This is a genomic window from Kitasatospora gansuensis (assembly GCF_014203705.1).
GTDB classification, from domain to species: domain Bacteria; phylum Actinomycetota; class Actinomycetes; order Streptomycetales; family Streptomycetaceae; genus Kitasatospora; species Kitasatospora gansuensis.
The window spans coordinates 3,526,476-3,543,606 of sequence record NZ_JACHJR010000001.1 but is presented as its reverse complement, the minus strand read 5'-3'; the positions used below and the strand labels follow the sequence as shown (position 1 = coordinate 3,543,606).

Sequence of the window (17,131 nt, the reverse complement as noted above, 5' to 3'; positions counted from 1 at the left end):
CTGCGGATGAACGTTTCTTCATTCACTCGTACGTGGGACGGTGGTCGTACCGGTGGCGCGGGTGGCGTAGCCGGTGCCCGGATTCTGCGACCATCTGGGAGCACCCGGTGACCGTGCGCTGACGCCGCGTCACCATCCGCTCCGCCTCTCCGCCAAGGAGTGCTTACCCGTGGGACCACACCCCGCTGTCGCGGCGATACGCCTCGCCGTCCGCCGTACCCTCGCCGAACTCGCCGCCGACCTGGGCGAGACCACCCCCGCCGCCCGGGCACCCCGCAGCCGGCCTTCCGAGCTGGCCCTGAGCGGCGCCGCCGGTGCCGCCGGTGCCACCACCCTGATCGGCAACGCCCGCCGACACCCGTCAGGACTGCCCCGTACGCCCGCCGCCCCCGGCTCCCCGCTGGTGCTGGTCGCGGTCAGCGGTGGTGCCGACTCGATGGCGCTGGCCATCGCGACCGCCTTCGAGGCACCCAAGCTCGGCCTGCGGGTCGGTGCGGTGACGGTGGATCACGGACTCCAGGCCGGTTCGGCCGAGCGGGCCCAGCAGGTGGCCGAGCGGCTGCGCGAGCTGGGCCTGGACCCGGTCGAGGCGGTCCCGGTGCTGGTGGGCCGTCAGGGCGGCCCGGAGAACGCCGCCCGGGAGGCCAGGTACGCCGCGCTGGACGAGGCCGCCGACCGGCTCGGCGCGGAGGCCGTGCTGCTCGGCCACACCCGGGATGACCAGGCGGAGACCGTGCTGCTCGGCCTGGCCCGCGGCTCCGGCGCCCGCTCGCTGGCCGGGATGCCCGCGCAGAAGGGCCGCTACCGCCGTCCGCTGCTGGAGCTGGACCGGGCCGCCACCCGGCAGGCCTGCACCGCCCAGTCGATCCCGGTCTGGGACGACCCGCACAACAGTGATCCCGCCTACACCCGCTCCCGGGTCCGGCACGAGGTGCTGCCGGTGCTGGAGAAGCACCTCGGCGCCGGCGTGGTCGAGGCGCTGGCCAGGACCGCCCGGCTGTTCCGGGACGACGCCGACGCGCTGGACCAGTGGGCCGCGCTGGCCGAGCGCGACCTCCGGACGGCCGAAGGGGCGTTGGACGTCCCGAAGCTGGCCGAACTGCCCTCCGCCGTCCGCCGCCGACTGCTCCGCCGGGCCGCGCTCCGGGCGGGCTGCCCGGCCGGGGACCTGTTCGCCCGTCACCTCGAAACCGTGGACCTGCTGGTGACCGGCTGGCGCGGCCAGGGGCCGTTGCACCTACCCGGTGGCGTGGAGGTCACCCGTAGGTGTGGCACGCTGGTGTTTCGGCGACAGAGCGACTGACAAGTGAACACCTGGTCGCAGGGCCGCCGCCGACACAGGACCCCGAACGTTTGAGGACGTATCCCCGGTGGATCACAACGACATGGGCGCCGACCTGGCGAAGGTGCTCATCAGCAAGGACGAGATCGACGCCAAGCTGCTGGAGCTGGCCGAGCGGATCGACCGGGACTACGCCGGGCGGGATCTGCTGATCGTCGGCGTGCTCAAGGGCGCCGTGATGGTGATGGCCGACCTGGCCCGCGCGCTGCACTCGCAGGTGACGATGGACTGGATGGCGGTCTCCTCCTACGGGATGGGCACCAAGTCCTCCGGCGTGGTCCGGATCCTGAAGGACCTCGACACCGACATCGCCGGCCGCGACGTGCTGATCGTCGAGGACATCATCGACTCCGGCCTGACGCTGTCCTGGCTGCTGGGCAACCTGGGCTCGCGCGGCCCGGCCTCGCTGAAGGTCTGCACCCTGCTCCGCAAGCCCGACGCGGCGAAGGTCGAGATCGACGTCGCGTACGTCGGGTTCGACATCCCGAACGAGTTCGTGGTCGGCTACGGCCTGGACTACGCCGAGAAGCTCCGCAACCTGCCGTTCATCGGCACGCTGGCCCCGCACGTCTACGGGGGCTGACGGACCGTCGGACAACAGCTGCCCCAATCGGGCGACGGGCGGGAACGGTGCGATGTTCCCGCCCGTTGTGCCGGGGTAGGAAAATACGTCGTAGTCGTGGTGCTCCCGCCTCGGGCGGAGAGGACTGCGGTACGGTCCCATTAACCGCTCTTCTGATGAGCACATACCCGGAATGCGCCGACGGCCCACAGCCGTGCAGCGCCGTTGAGTGGCAGGAGGGACGGGGCGGCAACGCCCCGCATGGATGGACGTCAAGCGATACTTCCGTGCGCCGATCATGTGGATCGTGCTGGCCGTCCTAGCCGTCATTGTGCTGATGCAGGTCGTCTCCGACTCGAGCGGCTCCAAGACGGTGGACACCAGCCAGATCGTGGCTGCGATCAACAGCAATCAGGCGAAGTCGGTGCAGATCACCACCGGCGACTCGAATCTGATCAAGGTCGAGCTGAGGGACGGTCAGAAGCTGCCGGTTGGCAGCAATGGCAAGGTTCCCTCCGGCTCCAAGTTCCAGGCCTCGTACATCGGAGACCAGGGCGCCGCCGTCGCGGCCGACCTGAGCAAGAACCCCGGCCTGGTTCCCAACGGTTACACCGTCGTCCCCGAGAAGCAGTCCACCTTCGTCAGCGTGCTGCTGTCGATGTTGCCGATCGTCATCATCGTGCTGGTCTTCCTCTTCCTGATGAACCAGATGCAGGGTGGCGGCTCGCGGGTCATGCAGTTCGGCAAGTCCAAGGCCAAGCTGCTGACCAAGGACACCCCGAAGACCACCTTCTCCGACGTCGCAGGCGCGGACGAGGCGGTCGAGGAGCTCCACGAGATCAAGGAGTTCCTGCAGGAGCCGGCCAAGTTCCAGGCGGTCGGCGCCAAGATCCCCAAGGGCGTGCTGCTGTACGGCCCGCCCGGGACGGGCAAGACCCTGCTGGCGCGTGCCGTGGCCGGCGAGGCGGGCGTCCCGTTCTACTCGATCTCCGGCTCGGACTTCGTCGAGATGTTCGTCGGTGTCGGTGCCTCCCGGGTCCGCGACCTGTTCGAGCAGGCCAAGGCGAACGCCCCGGCGATCGTCTTCGTCGACGAGATCGACGCGGTCGGCCGCCACCGCGGCGCCGGCCTCGGCGGTGGTCACGACGAGCGCGAGCAGACCCTCAACCAGCTGCTGGTCGAGATGGACGGCTTCGACGTGAAGGGCGGCGTCATCCTGATCGCCGCCACCAACCGCCCGGACATCCTGGACCCGGCGCTGCTGCGCCCCGGCCGCTTCGACCGCCAGATCGCGGTCGACCGCCCGGACCTGATGGGCCGCCTGGAGATCCTCAAGGTGCACCAGAAGGGCAAGCCGGTCGCGCCGGACGTCGACCTCAAGGCCGTCGCCAAGCGCACCCCCGGCTTCACCGGTGCCGATCTCTCCAACGTCCTCAACGAAGCCGCCCTGCTGACGGCCCGTTCGGACAAGAAGCTGATCGACAACGGCATCCTGGACGAGGCCATCGACCGGGTGGTCGCCGGACCGCAGAAGCGCACCCGGATCATGTCCGACAAGGAGAAGAAGATCACCGCGTACCACGAGGGCGGTCACGCCCTGGTCGCGGCGGCTTCCCCCAACGCGGACCCGGTGCACAAGATCACCATCCTGTCCCGCGGCCGGGCCCTGGGTTACACCATGGTGCTCCCGGACGAGGACAAGTACTCGACCACTCGCAACGAGATGCTCGACCAGCTGGCGTACATGCTGGGCGGGCGCGCGGCGGAGGAACTGGTCTTCCACGACCCGACCACCGGCGCCTCGAACGACATCGAGAAGGCCACCGCCACCGCCCGCGCCATGGTCACCCAGTACGGGATGACCGAGCGGCTGGGTGCGATCAAGTTCGGCACGAGTGACTCCGAGCCGTTCCTGGGCCGCGAGATGGGCCACCAGCGCGACTACTCGGAAGAGGTCGCCGGGCTGGTGGACGAGGAGGTCAAGAAGCTGATCGAGAACGCGCACAACGAGGCCTGGGAGATCCTGGTCGAGAACCGCGACGTGCTCGACAACCTGGTGCTGGAGCTCCTCGAGAAGGAGACCCTGAACAAGGAGCAGATCGCCGAGATCTTCCGCTCCATCGTCAAGCGCCCGGCCCGGCCGGCCTGGACGGGCTCGTCCCGTCGTACGCCGTCCACCCGCCCGCCGGTGCAGTCCCCGAAGGAGCTGGCGCTCACCAACGCCGCTCAGTCGGAGACCGTCACCCCGGTGGTCGACACGGTCAAGCAGCCGGAGTCCCCGGCCGAAAGCTGACCGACCGGTACGGAATGGATGCCGCGCCACCAGGGTTTGTACCCTGGAGGCGCGGCATTCGTGCTGCTGGCCCTGACCCTGACGCAAGCGAGGCACGCATGATCGACCCGGTGACCCTGGAGCAGGACGCCGCCGCCATCGGGACGTTCGACCAGAAGCGTGCCGAGAACGCCGTCCGCGAGCTGCTCTACGCGATCGGCGAGGACCCGGACCGCGAGGGCCTGCTGGAGACCCCGGCCCGGGTGGCCCGGGCGTACCAGGAGATATTTGCCGGGCTCTGGCAGGAGCCGGAGGACGTCCTCACCACGACCTTCGACCTCGGCCACGACGAGATGGTGCTGGTCAAGGACATCGAGGTGTTCTCCACCTGCGAGCACCACCTGGTGCCGTTCCGCGGCGTCGCGCACGTCGGGTACATCCCGTCCAGCAGCGGCAAGATCACCGGCCTCTCCAAGCTGGCCCGCCTGGTCGACGTCTACGCCCGCCGCCCCCAGGTCCAGGAGCGGCTGACCAGCCAGGTCGCGGATTCGCTGATGCGGATCCTGGAGCCGCGCGGGGCCATCGTGGTGATCGAGTGCGAGCACATGTGCATGTCGATGCGGGGCATCCGCAAGGCCGGCGCCAAGACCATCACCTCCGCGGTCCGCGGTCAGCTCCGCGACCCGGCTACTCGGGCCGAGGCGATGAGCCTGATCATCGGCCGGTAACCGGCGCTCCGGGCCCCTGGTGGTGCAGCGTGTGCCTTCAGCCGAGGGCGTTGCGTTTGGCGGGCATGGTGAGTGACACCATCCGGCGCCAGCCGATGGTGCGTTCGTAGAGGTAGAGCGCGTGCAGGCCGGCCGCCAGCAGGAGGCGCTGGTGGCGCGGCCAGCCGAGGATGCGGCCCAGCGCGGCCATCACGGCCAGTCCGACGTCGCGGTGGGTGCGGATCTCGCCCCGGGCGATGGACTCCAGGGTGTGCCGGATGTACGGCTCGTGGCCGGCCACCGCGAGCCGGAGCAGCTCCTCGTGGCAGTAGGCGAGGTGGTTGTCCTCGTCGGCGGAGATCATCCGTAGGGCCTTGTCGAGTTCGGGGTTGGACCCGTACGCCTTCACCAGCTGCCGCATCTGCTCCGAGGCGCGTTGCTCGGTGACCCGGCTGTGCGCCAGGTAGGTGATGATCTCCCGGTCGTCGAGCGGGGTGGTGGACTTCAGGCGGTCGTGCGAGAGGCCGATGCCCTGGCGTTCGAGCAGCATGCAGTAGTCGGTGTCGAGCGGGATGGAGACCTTGCTCAGGCCGCGCTTGTTGAGCAGCTGGGTGAAGATCCGGCCGTGCTTGCGCTCGTCCGCGCCGTGCCGGGCGATCTTGGGGGCCAGTACCGGGTCGGTGGTGAGTTCGGTGATCCGCTCGTTCTCCCAGCCGCCCTGGTCCTCGCCGCCCGCCGCGACGCTGCAGAACAGTTGGTACGCCTCGTCGTGTGCGTAGATCTGCTGGAAGAGTGAGCGGGTACTGAGCATGGTTCTCTCCTACTGAACGTCCGTCAGCCCGGTGGCCCGGTCCCTGGCCCGGCCCCCTCCCGGTCGTACCGGGGTCACGGACCATCGTGCTGCGGGCGGTCGGGCCGGAGCCAGTGGGGCTGCGCCGGACGGGTAGCCGCGAGGGCCGCAACCGAGGGCCTAGAATGCGGCGTCCACCGTGTGCGGCGCCGAGGCGCGCCCCGCGTGCTCCACCGAGCCGTACCCGCCGTTCGGCGGGTGCGGCACACCCGTCCCCAGGGCTGTGCCGTCACCGGGGGTCCCGGCAAGTACCGTTCCGGGACTCCGACTTGACGGTCCGATTGCCAGATCAAGGATTTGTCATGAAGGTTCATCACGACTCCTCCTCCGGAGTGACAGAACGGACCGCAACAGCACCTACGCTGACTCTCCATGAGCGTTCCCGTGCCCGTTGAGCCGCCCGCCGAGGCGCCCCAGGAACAGCCGCGCCGCCGGTTCCAGAACCTGCGCACCCAAGCCGCCGCGGTGCCCCGCGCCTGGCTGCCCGGTGCGGTGGGGTACGCCGCCCTGCTGATCGGTCTGGTCGACATCGCCTGTGCGGTGTTCCCCAAGCTGCGCAACACCAAGATGCACTGGCTGGCCGGGCAGCTCCCGGGCGGCACCACCACGCTGGCCGCGGCCGGAACCCTGATGGTCGGCCTGCTGCTGGTGATACTCGCGCACGCGCTGCGCCGCCGGAAGCGCCGGGCCTGGCGCGCGGTCTGCGTGCTGCTCCCGATCGGGGCCGGCCTGCACCTGCTGCGCTGGCACCAGGTCGGCCCGGCGGTGATCTCGCTGGTGCTGCTCGCGGTGATGCTGGTGCACCACCGCGAGTTCTACGCCAAGGCCGACCCGCGCACCCGCTGGCGGGCGGTGGTCGCGTTCGTCCTGCTGACCCTGGTCAGCCTCGGGCTCGGCATGCTGATCGTCGGGGTCCGGCACGGCGCGGAGCTCGGTGACCCGAGCCTGTTCCAGCGGCTGGAGCACGTGGCGTACGGCCTGTTCGGCTTCGAGGGCCCGATCGACTACCGCTCCGAGAAGGTCGCCTGGTACGTCGGCTACTCGCTCGGCGCGCTCGGTCTGCTCACGGCGGGCACCACCGCGTACCTGGCGCTGCGGCCGGAGAAGCCCCAGCCGGAGCTCACCGCCGAGGACGAGGTCAAGGTCCGCGCGCTGCTCGACAAGCACGGCGAGCGGGACTCGCTGGGCTACTTCGCGCTGCGCCGGGACAAGAGCGTGCTGTTCTCGCCGACCGGAAAGGCGGCGATCTCCTACCGGGTGGTCTCCGGCGTGATGCTCGCCTCCGGCGACCCGGTCGGCGACTACGAGGCCTGGCCCGGGGCGATCAAGGTCTTCATGGCCGAGGCCCGCGAGCGGGCCTGGGTGCCCGCCGTGATGGGCTGCAGCGAGCTGGGCGGCGAGATCTGGACCCGCGAGGCGGGCCTGGACGCGATCGAGCTCGGCGACGAGGCGATCGTCGACGCCACCACCTTCTCGCTGGCCGGCCGGGCGATGCGCAACGTCCGCCAGATGGTGAAGCGGATCGAGCGCAACGGCTACTCCTGCCAGGTCCGCCGGGTCGGCGACCTGACCCAGGAGGAGAAGCACCGGATCGCCGACGCCGCCGCCCGCTGGCGCGGCACCGACACCGAGCGCGGCTTCTCGATGGCGCTCGGCCGGTTCGGCGACCCGGGCGACGACGAGTGCGTGGTGGTCACCGCCCACAAGGCACCCGAGGAGGGCGAGAGCGGCGACGACCTGAAGGCCGTCCTGCACTTCGTCCCGTGGGGGCCCGACGGCATCTCGCTGGAGCTGATGCGGCGTGACCGGGCGGCCGACCCGGGGCTGAACGAGCTGCTGATCGTGGCCGCGCTGCAGGCCGTGCCCGCGATGGGCGTACGGCGGGTGTCGCTCAACTTCGCGGTGTTCCGCGCGGCGCTGGCGCGTGGTGAGCGGATCGGGGCCGGGCCGGTGCTGCGGGCCTGGCGGGGGCTGCTGGTGTTCTCCTCGCGGTGGTTCCAGATCGAGTCGCTGTACAAGTTCAACGCGAAGTTCCAGCCGGAGTGGGAGCCGCGGTTCCTGGTGTATCCGCAGACCAGGGACCTGCCGCGGATCGGCTTCGCCGCGATGCAGGCGGAGGCGTTCATCACGCTGGGGATGCCGCGGTTCGGGCGGAAGCGGCAGCGGCAGGGGCTGATGCCGGAGGCGGCGGTGCTCACGCAGGCCGCTTAGGCAGGCGCTCAGCCAGAGCAGACCAGGGGCTCGGGGATCGGCGACGAGATCTGGCGTGCGGGGCAAAAGGCGAAAGTGCCTGACCACGCACGGACGGATCACCTTGTACGAGGTCGGCGTCGCCCACGCGGCGGAGCCGCACATCAGCAGAGTCCCGAGCCCCTGGTGGTGCAACGGGGTGCAGATAATGGCCTCATGAACTACCTGCCTGGGCTTCCGAGTCTCGACCGTTGCGCTGTGATGGGGGTGGTCAACGTGACCCCCGACTCGTTTTCGGACGGGGGGCTGTGGCTGGATCCGGCGGCGGCCGTGGCGCATGGGTTGGCGCTGGCCGGGCGGGGGGCGGATCTGGTGGATGTCGGGGGGGAGTCGACCCGGCCGGGGGCGTTGCGGGTGACCGAGGAGGAGGAGCTGCGGCGGGTGATCCCGGTGGTCCGGGAGCTGGCGGCGGCGGGGGTGGTGGTGTCGGTGGACACCATGCGGGCGGCGGTGGCCGAGCGGGCGGTGGCGGCCGGGGCCCGGCTGGTGAACGACGTCTCGGGCGGGCTGGCCGATCCGGAGATGGCGGGGGTGGTGGCGGACACCGGCGCGCCGTTCGTGGTGATGCACTGGCGGGGGCAGTCCGCGGACATGGACAAGCTGGCCGTGTACCAGGACGTGGTGGTCGACGTGGTGGCCGAACTGACCGGTCGCGTCGCCGCGTTGACCGCGGCGGGGGTGAAGGAGGAGCAGTTGGTGCTCGATCCGGGCCTCGGCTTCGCGAAGACCTCGGAGCACAACTGGGCGCTGCTCGGCCGGCTGGGCGAGCTGACCGCGCTTGGGCGGCCCGTACTGGTGGCCGCTTCACGCAAGCGGTTCCTGGGTACGCTGCTCGCCGACCCGGAAACCGGGGAGCCGCGCCCGGCCAGGCAGCGGGACGACGCCACCGCGGCGGTCTCGGTGCTGTCGGCCCAGGCGGGTGCGTGGGCGGTCCGGGTGCACGACGTGGCCGGCACCGCCGACGCCGTACGAGTGGTCGCGGCCTGGGAACGGGCCGCACGAAGGGGGCGGTGACGTGGGCCCCGGAGGGGACGCTGGCTTGGCGGTTCGGAGGAAGCATGGCGGGTGACGGCAGGTCGACCGATGACCGGGCGACGGCGGCGGCGATGGACCGCGAAGCCGTCCTGGCGGCCAATCAGGCGCTCTACGAGGCGCTGGAGAACGGGGACCTGGAGGGCGTCGAAGCCGCCTGGCTGGGCCCCGGCGAGGCGGACGACAAGACCGGGGCGGTCTGTGTGCACCCCGGCTGGCCGGTGCTGCGCGGCCGGGCCCAGGTGACCCGTTCGTACATGTTGATCATGATGAACACGGAGTACATCCAGTTCTTCCTGACCGATGTGGAGTGCGAGGTGCAGGGTGATGTGGCCCTGGTCACCTGTACCGAGAACATCCTGTCCGGCGGGGAGGCCGAGGAGGAGGGCGAACTCGGTCCGCTGGTCGGCGGAAAGGTGGTCTCGACCAACCTGTTCCGCCGGACGCCGAGCGGCTGGAAGCTCTGGTCGCACCACGGTTCACCCGTGCTGACCAGCGGCGACGACGAGGACGAGGACTGACGCCTGGCCAGGGCGGCCAGGAATCCGGCCGGAGCCGGAAGTGTTCTGCGGACGTGCACCGGATGTTCACGTCAATGGCCGTTCCGGCGCGCGTGGCGCCGCGCGGTGCCGGGTAGGACGGTCGGGGTTCGTCGTCGCCCGCAGGTAGATTCGAAGGTCGCGGGCGACGAGGCCCGGTGCCCCGCCCTGCGCGGGGCCTGTTCACATGGGAGAAGTGAGTTGCTGGACCGCGTCACTCTGCGGGGCCTCCGCGCCCGGGGCCACCACGGCGTCTTCGAGCGTGAGCGGATCGAGGGCCAGACCTTCGTGGTCGACCTGGTGCTCTACCTGGACACCCGCCCGGCGGCCTCCGGCGACGACCTGACCCGTACCGCGCACTACGGCGTGGTGGCCGAGGAGGTCACCGCGATCATCTCCGGCGAGCCGGTCGACCTGATCGAGACGCTGGCCCAGCGGATCGCCGACCAGTGCCTCGCGCACGACGCCGTCGAGGAGGTCGAGGTCACCGTGCACAAGCCGGACGCCCCGATCACCGTTCCGTTCGACGACGTCACGATCACCATCCACCGGGGCCGCGCGTGACGTCCGTGCCCCGTCCCGCCCCCGAAGCCGCAGAGGGATCTTGATGAGCACCAGCGACCCGACCGCCTCGCCGACCACGTTCGACCTGGAACGCCGGGTCGACACCGCCGACTCGACCCTGCACAACCCGCGCCGCGCCGTGGTCGCCCTCGGCAGCAACCTGGGCAACCGCCTGGAGACCCTGCAGGGCGCGGTGGACGCGCTGGAGGACACCCCCGGGGTGCGGATCACCGCCGTCTCCGCCGTCTTCGAGACGGACGCCCTGGGCGGCCCGGACGAGCAGCCCAGCTACTTCAACGCCGTCGTGGTGCTGCGCACCACGCTGCCCCCGCACTCGCTGCTGGAGCGGGCCAACGCGGTCGAGGACGCCTTCGGCCGGGTCCGCACCGTCCGCTGGGGCCCGCGCACCCTGGACGTCGACATCCTGGCGTACGAGGGGGTCACCAGCGCCGAGCCCGAGCTGCTGCTGCCGCACCCCCGGGCACACGAGCGGGCCTTCGTGCTCGCCCCCTGGCAGGACGCCGACCCGGACGGCGAGCTGCCGGGCCTGGGCCGGGTGGCCGACCTGCTCAAGGAGATCGCCGACCAGCCCGGCCAGGGCGTCAAGCGCCGGGACGACATCCAACTCCGGCTGCCCGAGTAGGCCCGGGCAGGAACTTCCCGATCCTGTCGGCCGTCCGACCGGGTGAGCGCCGGTACGGTGGGCTGACCAGCCGTCAGGATCTCGTACCGCCCGCTCACCCGCCCGGGAAGGACCTCCGTGAAGCCGCTCCGCCTTCGCCTGCTGCTCGTCATCGCCGCCGTGGCGACGGCGCTCGCCTGGGCCGGCGCCCGGCTGTGGGATTCGCTGGGCCACCTGCCCGGCGTGCCCACCGCCGCCCCGATCGTGCTCGCGGCCGTCGCGGTCGTCCTGCTGGCCACCGCGATCTCGCTCCGGTCCCGGCTCAAGGCGGTCCGCGAGCGGCAGCCCGGGGCCAAGGGCGTGGACCCGCTGGGTGCCGCCCGGGCGGTGGTGCTGGCCCAGGCCAGCGCCCTGGTGTCGGCGCTGATGACCGGCGTGTACGCGGGCACCGGCATCCACCTGCTGAGCCAGCTGGACAACCCGGCCCGCTCCTCGCAGGCGATCACGGCCGGCTTCGCCGTGCTGGCCGGTGTCGCGGTGGTCGCCGCCGCGCTCTGGCTGCAGCACGTCTGCCGGCTCCCGGAGGACCACGAACCCCCGGCCGGGTCGGCCCCCTCGCCGCGCTGACGGGGCGTCGGGCGACGGTCACCGGCGGTGGCCGTGACGAACTGTCAAGAGCCGAAACGGGGCCCAGGCTGACAGCGCCCCAATTCGCACGCTAGTTTCTTTGGCATGTCTCGCGGACGCCACCGGCACTCCTCCGTCCTCGGCCGCTCTGTGCCGCCGATCGCCATCGGCGTACTCGTCGTCGCCGCCCTCGGTGCACTCGCGGCCAGTCCGGACACCCTCGTGGTGCGCTCGGTCGGGATCGCGGCGGTGCTCGCCGCGGTCGGGGTCGGCGTCGTGCTGCGCCAGCGCGACCGCACCGCCCGGGTGGCCGCCGAACTGGCCGCCACCCGCCGCAAGCGGTCCGAGGAGCGCTTCGAGGAGCAGCTCGCCGAGGCCGAGTACGCGGCCGAGGTGGCCGAGGAGCGGGCCACCCGGTTCGGCCGTCGGCTGACCGCCGAGAAGTCCCGGCTGGCCAAGGCCGAGACCGAGATCGCCCGGCTGCTCCGCGAGCGGGCCGTGAGCGTGGCCGAGCAGGCCCTCAAGGAGGCCGAGGCGCACCAGCGGGCGCTGGCCGCCGCCCGCCCCAAGTACCCCGCCTCCCCGGCCGCGTACGTCCGCGCGGCGTCCGTCCTGCGGCAGCTGGAGCAGGCGGCCGAGCGGGCCGAGGCCCGGCGGGAGAGCGACCAGCGGGCCGCCGTCGCGCTCCGCCCGGCGGCGCTGCCCGAGAGCGTCCCGACGGTCCGTCAGCTCGGTGCCGCGCCGGAGCGTCCGGTGCTGTCCGCGCCCGGCGCGTCGGCCGAGTCGGTCGTGGCGGTCCGGCAGCGGGCCAGGCCCGCCTCGCGGGTGCCGAACTTCAGCTTCTTCGGCCGCAGCGGCGCGGCCGGTGCCGCCGCCGTCCGGGCCGCCGCCCCGGCGCCCGCCGTGGGCAGCGTGACCGAGCTCGGGGCCCAGGGTGACCTGGCCGACGTGCTCGGCGACGAGGCGCTCGCCGAGAGCGCCCGGTACGCCGCCCGGCAGCAGCCGGTCGAGCAGCCGGTGGCCGCCCCCGAGCCCGACGAGCAGCACGCCAGGCCCGAGGTGGTCGACCTGACCCCGCACGACGACACCGAGATCATCCACGTCGCCCAGCTCCGGGCCGAGCTGAGCTGACGTCAGGAGAACGACCGAGGGGCCCGGGGAGTGAATCCCCGGGCCCCTCGGTCGTTGTCGGCTCGTCAGATGCTGACGCCGAAGTCCTGGGCGATGCCCGCCAGGCCGGAGGCGTAGCCCTGGCCGATGGCGCGGAACTTCCACTCGGCGCCGTTGCGGTACAGCTCGCCGAAGATCATGGCGGTCTCGGTGGCCGCGTCCTCGGAGAGGTCGTAGCGGGCGATCTCGGCCTCGCCGGCCTGGTTCAGCACCCGGATGTAGGCGTTCCGGACCTGGCCGAAGCTCTGGCCCCGGGTGGTGGCGTCGTAGATCGACACCGGGAAGGTGATCCGGGCCGCCTCGGCCGGCAGGCCGGCCAGGTTGACCTTGATGACCTCGTCGTCGCCGGCGCCCTCACCGGAGCGGTTGTCGCCGGTGTGCACGACGGTGCCGTCGGGGGCGCTGGTGTTGTTGAAGAACACGAAGTGTCCGTTGGACAGCACCTTGCCCTCCGCGTTGAGCACGATGGCACTGGCGTCCAGGTCGAACTCGGCACCGGTGGTGGTGCGTACGTCCCACCCGAGGCCCACGTTGACCGCGGTGAGGCCGGGGGCCTCCTTGGTCAGCGAGACGTTGCCGCCCTTGGAGAGGCTCACTGGCATGGTGTGGTGTCCCTTCGTCGCTTTTGTCGGAAGAACGCGAGCGGCGGGGCTGGTGGTTCCTGCCGCGGCCGCCAATTTCTCATGCCGGAGCCCTGACGGGGGCTCAGACCCGGGGAAACTTCCCCTGAACCGTCCAGATGTTCGGGTTGTCCGCCAGCCCTTCGTGCAGGTCGAACAGGTCGGCCAGGACGTCCTGCAGGAAGTCCCGGGCCTCCCGGCGCAGATCGGCGTGGCGGACCACGGCGATCGGCTCGTCCGGCAGCCAGGTGGCGCTGATCTCCACCAGGCCGAACCGGCGGGCGAACCGGAGCAGCTCGGTGTTCTGGGTGAAGTCCAGGTCGAAGGTCTGCACGGCGGCGGACCGGCTGCCGCGCGGGTCCTGGTCGAGCTGTTCGACGGTGTCGCAGAGTGCCCAGGCGAAGTCCAGTACCGGCACCCATCCCCAGCGTGTGGACAACTCCGCGCCGTCCGCGTCCAGGTACACGTCGCCGCAGAACAGGTCGTGCCGCAGGCTGCGGACCGGCGCGGTCCGGTAGTCCGTCTGCGGAGGGTCGGGGAAGCGGTTGGAGAGGGCGTAGCCGAGCTCGATCACGCCGCCCATTCTCCCAGGCGTAAACCTGGTGACCGCGCCGCACCGGCGCGAGATGATGGGCCCATGCCCGAGCCCATCCGCGTCCGGGGATCGGTGGTCGTCCCCGACGCCGAGCTCGTCTGGCGCTTCTCCCGTTCCTCCGGCCCCGGTGGCCAGCACGTCAACACCTCCGACACCCAGGTCGAGCTCCGCTACGACCTGGCGGCCTCGGCCGCACTGCCCCAGGTCTGGAAGGACCGCGCCCTCGAACGGCTCGCCACCCGCCTGGTGGACGGCCGCATCCTGGTGGTCCGCGCCTCCGAGCACCGCTCGCAGTGGCGCAACCGCGAGGTCGCCGCGGCGCGGCTGGCCGCCCTGCTCGGCGAAGCCACCGCCCCGCCGCCGAAGACCCGCCGCAAGACCAAGCCGAGCAAGGGCATGATCGAGCGTCGGCTCTCCAACAAGCGGCACCGCTCCGACCTCAAGCAAGGCCGCAGCCGGCCCTCGACGGACTGAGACGTCAGCCACCAGGGGCTCGGGGAACGGCGACGCCGACCTCGAAAAACGTTGCAGGTACGTGGGTGGTCAGGCACTTTCGCAGTGATACCCGCCGGCCACGAACCGTCGCAGTTCCCCGAGCCCCTGGTGGCTGATGCCCGAGATCGGTGCTCAGGCCAGGTGGCGGTAGCTGCCGCGGTGGTAGAGCAGGGGCCGTGCGCCGGGTGCCGTGACCTCGGCGGCGAGGACGTGGCCGAGGAGGAGGACGTGGTCGCCGGCCGGGATGCGCTGGACGGTGCGGCACTCGACCGTGGCCAGTGCCCCGTCGATCAGGGGTGCGCCGGTGTGGGGGCCCCGGTGGTGGGGCGTGTCGGCGAACAGCAGGCGGTCGCTGAGGCGGCCCTTCATGGCGAACCGTGAGGCGACCGCCCGGTGGGTCTCGCCGAGCAGGGAGACGGCCCAGCGGTCGGTGCGGGTCAGCAGCTCGTCCATCCGGGAGTCCTCGCGGACCGAGACCAGCACCAGCGGCGGCTCCAGCGAGACCGAGAGGAAGGACGTCGCCGTCATGCCGGCGTCCTCCTCGTCCTCGGGGTCGTGGGCGGTGACCAGCGTGACGCCGGAGGCGAGCTGGCCGAGGGCGGCGCGGAACTCCTCGGGAGTCGCGGCCGGGCTGGTGGTGGAGGACTGCGGGGACGTCTGCACGTACCGCACGGTAGTCGGCCGACCGGGTGGGCGGCATCGGGCCGTGGTCTTAGGTCCTGCCGGGTACTGCTGGGCCGAAGGGCTGAACCGGCCTTCGGTCCGGGCCGTGGACGACCGGACAGCCAATGGTCGCGATTGTCCGGAGATGTCATCTCCAGGGCGGGTGAGCTGCGGTTTCGGTCATGTGCATTGTGTGATTTGGGTCACAAGTGGTGACCTATTGTTGACCGAGCGTGCCGAACGTTGTGCTCCCTGTGATTCAGTTCTTCTGGCAATCGGACGATAACCATCAAGAACTATCCGAAGCAGCCGGGGAGCCCCCGCATGGAAGCCGAGTCGGAGCCCTACGTCCGCCTCGCGACCCTCCGCACCTTGCACCGGGTCGTGGCGGACCTCAACGCTGCCCGCAGCCTGGCCGGGACCTTGCAGGCCGTGGTCGAGGGCGCCGTGCACGGGCTCGGCTTCGACGCGGCGGCGGTCAGCCTGGTGCGGCCGGACGGCGATCTGGTGGTGGCGGCGGTCTGGGAGCTGGAGGAGAGCGCCTTCGGCGGCCCCGCCGTGCTGCTCGGCCAGGTCGGCTCGCGGGAGTCCTGGGAGCGGATGCTGAGCGTCAGCGACCACTGGGGCACGCTGCGCTTCCTGCCGTACGACCGGGGCTGGGCGATCGGCACCGACATCCCGAGCTGGACCGGCGACGGCCCGCTGCCCGTGTACACCAACGACTGGCACCCGCAGGACGTCCTGCTGGCCCCGATGTACAGCGCCGGGGGAGACCTGCTCGGCGTGCTCTCGGTGGACCGCCCGCGCAGTGGCAAGCGGCCCGGGGCGTGGACCAGGGAGGCGCTGGAGATGTTCTCGCTCCAGGCGTCGATCGCGATCGGCAACGCCCGGCTGCGGGCCGAGATGCAGCGGGCGCTGGCCCGGCTGGAGAAGGAGCAGCAGGCGCTCCGGGCCAGCGAGGAAAGCTTCCGGCAGGCCTTCGAGTACGCCCCGAGCGGGATGGCGATCACCGAGCTGCACGGGGCCGGCACCGGCCAGCTGACCCGGGTCAACGACGCGCTCTGCCGACTGCTCGGCCGCCCCCGGGCGACCCTGCGGCAGCAGCGGTTCGCCGACCTGGTGCACCCCGACGACCTCGAGCTGCTGAACCGGACCAGTGCCGAGGGGGGCAGGGCCGAGCTGCGGCTGTCCCGGCGGGACGGCGGCTACCAGTGGGTCTGTCTGCGCAACTCGGTGGTGGCGGACGCGGCGGAGGGCCCGAGCTTCCTGCTCACCCACGTCGAGGACATCGAGGAGCGCAAGCGGCACGAGTTCCAGCTCGCCCACCGGGCCAGCCACGACGCCCTCACCGGGCTGCCGAACAGCGCCGAGCTGCGCACCCGGCTGGGCCGTCGGCTGTGCGCCCAGGCCCCGGGCGCCCCGGCCGCGCACCCGGACCAGGACCGGCACGACACAGAGCCCGCGTACGCCGGTCAGGCGGCCTCCTACGGCGCGCACGGCGCGTTCGACGGCCAGGGGAGTCAGATCGCGCTGCCGCACGGCTACGGGGCGCCTGACGGCTTCGGCCGCTCGTCCGGGCCCGACCGGGAGCAGCTCGGCCGCCCCCGGGAGTGCTCCGAGGTGCCGGCCGACCACGTGCACGCGGTGATCCCGGCCGAGCTGCCGGGCGGGGGCGAGCTGTGGGGCGGCTCGGGCAGGCCCGGGGCCGCCGAGAAGGGGCTCGCGGTGCTCTTCTGCGACCTGGACGGTTTCAAGACGGTCAACGACCGGTTCGGCCACAAGGCCGGGGACAGCGTGCTGATCGAGGTGGCCAGACGGCTCCAGCAGGTGGTCCGGGAGGGTGACACGGTGGCCCGGCTGGGTGGCGACGAGTTCGTGGTGCTGGCCGACGGGATCGGCCGCGAGGAGGCCAAGGACCTGGCCGGGCGGCTGCGGAACGCGATCATCCCGCCGATGCGGATCGACAACCGGACCACCCGGGTCGGGGTCAGCCTCGGCATCGGCTGGGCGGGCTGCGGGATGAGCATCGAGGAGGTGCTGCACGTGGCCGACGAGCGGATGTACGACGAGAAGCGGGCGCGCGGCGGCCCGGCCCGGGGCGCGCGGGGCGAGCGTTCGCACCGGCGCGCGGGGTGAACCGGGCCCCACGGTTCCGTCACCGGTCCCGTTGACCGTCCGGGCTCCGAACCGTCTTTCCACCGGATCGCGCTTGGCAGGTAGG

General features: G+C 71.7%; 17 protein-coding genes. 13 read left to right on the top strand and 4 right to left on the bottom strand.

Features of this window, described 5'->3' with window-relative positions:
• Window positions 1–169: 169 nt before the first annotated feature.
• From tilS to folE, 4 genes are all read left to right on the top strand, one after another.
• Window positions 170–1,303 carry a tRNA lysidine(34) synthetase TilS gene (gene tilS / locus F4556_RS15445; protein WP_184915705.1) on the top strand — a complete coding sequence of 378 codons (1,134 nt, stop codon included), beginning with the start codon at window positions 170–172 and terminating at the stop codon, window positions 1,301–1,303.
• Window positions 1,304–1,385: 82 nt separating this feature from the next.
• On the top strand, window positions 1,386–1,925 hold the full coding sequence (gene hpt, locus F4556_RS15440; protein WP_221504225.1) for a hypoxanthine phosphoribosyltransferase: 540 nt from the start codon (window positions 1,386–1,388) through the stop codon (window positions 1,923–1,925).
• Window positions 1,926–2,169: 244 nt separating this feature from the next.
• A complete protein-coding gene (gene ftsH / locus F4556_RS15435) occupies window positions 2,170–4,197 on the top strand; it encodes an ATP-dependent zinc metalloprotease FtsH (RefSeq protein WP_184915686.1) in 2,028 nt (675 codons plus the stop codon).
• A 98-nt stretch (window positions 4,198–4,295) separates the two neighbouring features.
• Window positions 4,296–4,904, top strand: a complete 609-nt coding sequence (gene folE / locus F4556_RS15430; RefSeq protein ID WP_184915683.1) for a GTP cyclohydrolase I FolE — start codon at window positions 4,296–4,298, stop codon at window positions 4,902–4,904.
• Window positions 4,905–4,941: 37 nt separating this feature from the next.
• Here folE and F4556_RS15425 read toward each other — a convergent pair whose 3' ends face one another.
• Window positions 4,942–5,694 (bottom strand): ferritin-like domain-containing protein, encoded by a 753-nt coding sequence (locus F4556_RS15425; protein WP_184915681.1) that lies wholly within the window; start codon window positions 5,692–5,694, stop codon window positions 4,942–4,944.
• 411 nt (window positions 5,695–6,105) lie between these two features.
• Between F4556_RS15425 and F4556_RS15420 the strand changes: the two genes are divergently transcribed.
• The 7 genes from F4556_RS15420 to F4556_RS15390 all read left to right on the top strand — a co-directional run bounded on the left by F4556_RS15420 (window position 6,106) and on the right by F4556_RS15390 (window position 12,498).
• The gene (locus F4556_RS15420; protein ID WP_184915678.1) at window positions 6,106–7,944 is read left to right on the top strand and encodes a phosphatidylglycerol lysyltransferase domain-containing protein; all 1,839 of its coding nucleotides are present in this window, start codon (window positions 6,106–6,108) and stop codon (window positions 7,942–7,944) included.
• Window positions 7,945–8,139: 195 nt separating this feature from the next.
• The gene (folP, locus tag F4556_RS15415) at window positions 8,140–8,997 is read left to right on the top strand and encodes a dihydropteroate synthase (RefSeq protein WP_184915675.1); all 858 of its coding nucleotides are present in this window, start codon (window positions 8,140–8,142) and stop codon (window positions 8,995–8,997) included.
• A 44-nt stretch (window positions 8,998–9,041) separates the two neighbouring features.
• Entirely contained in the window at window positions 9,042–9,536 is a 495-nt protein-coding gene (locus F4556_RS15410) for a nuclear transport factor 2 family protein (RefSeq protein ID WP_184915672.1), read from the top strand.
• A 222-nt stretch (window positions 9,537–9,758) separates the two neighbouring features.
• A complete protein-coding gene (gene folB / locus F4556_RS15405) occupies window positions 9,759–10,118 on the top strand; it encodes a dihydroneopterin aldolase (protein ID WP_057228077.1) in 360 nt (119 codons plus the stop codon).
• 43 nt (window positions 10,119–10,161) lie between these two features.
• On the top strand, window positions 10,162–10,761 hold the full coding sequence (gene folK / locus F4556_RS15400) for a 2-amino-4-hydroxy-6-hydroxymethyldihydropteridine diphosphokinase (RefSeq protein ID WP_184915669.1): 600 nt from the start codon (window positions 10,162–10,164) through the stop codon (window positions 10,759–10,761).
• Window positions 10,762–10,878: 117 nt separating this feature from the next.
• Window positions 10,879–11,367, top strand: a complete 489-nt coding sequence (locus F4556_RS15395) for a DUF3180 domain-containing protein (protein ID WP_184915667.1) — start codon at window positions 10,879–10,881, stop codon at window positions 11,365–11,367.
• Window positions 11,368–11,472: 105 nt separating this feature from the next.
• A complete protein-coding gene (locus F4556_RS15390; RefSeq protein ID WP_184915664.1) occupies window positions 11,473–12,498 on the top strand; it encodes a hypothetical protein in 1,026 nt (341 codons plus the stop codon).
• 65 nt (window positions 12,499–12,563) lie between these two features.
• On the opposite strand, the gene F4556_RS15385 is transcribed toward F4556_RS15390, so the two are convergent.
• Both F4556_RS15385 and F4556_RS15380 read right to left on the bottom strand, forming a co-directional pair.
• Window positions 12,564–13,139: a TerD family protein gene (locus tag F4556_RS15385; RefSeq protein ID WP_184915661.1), complete on the bottom strand. Its 576-nt coding sequence runs from the start codon at window positions 13,137–13,139 to the stop codon at window positions 12,564–12,566.
• A gap of 103 nt (window positions 13,140–13,242) precedes the next feature.
• Entirely contained in the window at window positions 13,243–13,731 is a 489-nt protein-coding gene (locus F4556_RS15380; protein WP_184915658.1) for a hypothetical protein, read from the bottom strand.
• 63 nt (window positions 13,732–13,794) lie between these two features.
• Here F4556_RS15380 and arfB point away from each other — a divergent pair, with 63 nt between their 5' ends.
• Window positions 13,795–14,226, top strand: a complete 432-nt coding sequence (arfB, locus tag F4556_RS15375) for an alternative ribosome rescue aminoacyl-tRNA hydrolase ArfB (RefSeq protein ID WP_184915655.1) — start codon at window positions 13,795–13,797, stop codon at window positions 14,224–14,226.
• Window positions 14,227–14,379: 153 nt separating this feature from the next.
• Here the strand turns inward: arfB and F4556_RS15370 are convergent, their stop codons facing one another.
• On the bottom strand, window positions 14,380–14,910 hold the full coding sequence (locus F4556_RS15370) for a flavin reductase family protein (RefSeq protein ID WP_313068315.1): 531 nt from the start codon (window positions 14,908–14,910) through the stop codon (window positions 14,380–14,382).
• Between the two features lie 324 nt (window positions 14,911–15,234).
• Between F4556_RS15370 and F4556_RS15365 the strand changes: the two genes are divergently transcribed.
• Window positions 15,235–17,046, top strand: a complete 1,812-nt coding sequence (locus tag F4556_RS15365; RefSeq protein WP_184915651.1) for a GGDEF domain-containing protein — start codon at window positions 15,235–15,237, stop codon at window positions 17,044–17,046.
• Window positions 17,047–17,131 lie beyond the last annotated feature (85 nt).

Excerpts from the sequence above, each read along its gene's own strand:
- F4556_RS15410 (WP_184915672.1), top strand. The coding sequence starts at position 9,042 with ATGGCGGGTGACGGCAGGTCGACCGATGACCGGGCGACGGCGGCGGCG.
- hpt (WP_221504225.1), top strand. The coding sequence starts at position 1,386 with ATGGGCGCCGACCTGGCGAAGGTGCTCATCAGCAAGGACGAGATCGAC.
- F4556_RS15390 (WP_184915664.1), top strand. The coding sequence starts at position 11,473 with ATGTCTCGCGGACGCCACCGGCACTCCTCCGTCCTCGGCCGCTCTGTG.
- F4556_RS15420 (WP_184915678.1), top strand. The coding sequence starts at position 6,106 with ATGAGCGTTCCCGTGCCCGTTGAGCCGCCCGCCGAGGCGCCCCAGGAA.
- folP (WP_184915675.1), top strand. The coding sequence starts at position 8,140 with ATGAACTACCTGCCTGGGCTTCCGAGTCTCGACCGTTGCGCTGTGATG.
- arfB (WP_184915655.1), top strand. The coding sequence starts at position 13,795 with ATGCCCGAGCCCATCCGCGTCCGGGGATCGGTGGTCGTCCCCGACGCC.
- folK (WP_184915669.1), top strand. The coding sequence starts at position 10,162 with ATGAGCACCAGCGACCCGACCGCCTCGCCGACCACGTTCGACCTGGAA.
- F4556_RS15385 (WP_184915661.1), bottom strand. The coding sequence starts at position 13,139 with ATGCCAGTGAGCCTCTCCAAGGGCGGCAACGTCTCGCTGACCAAGGAG.
- F4556_RS15425 (WP_184915681.1), bottom strand. The coding sequence starts at position 5,694 with ATGCTCAGTACCCGCTCACTCTTCCAGCAGATCTACGCACACGACGAG.
- ftsH (WP_184915686.1), top strand. The coding sequence starts at position 2,170 with ATGGACGTCAAGCGATACTTCCGTGCGCCGATCATGTGGATCGTGCTG.
- F4556_RS15365 (WP_184915651.1), top strand. The coding sequence starts at position 15,235 with ATGGAAGCCGAGTCGGAGCCCTACGTCCGCCTCGCGACCCTCCGCACC.
- folE (WP_184915683.1), top strand. The coding sequence starts at position 4,296 with ATGATCGACCCGGTGACCCTGGAGCAGGACGCCGCCGCCATCGGGACG.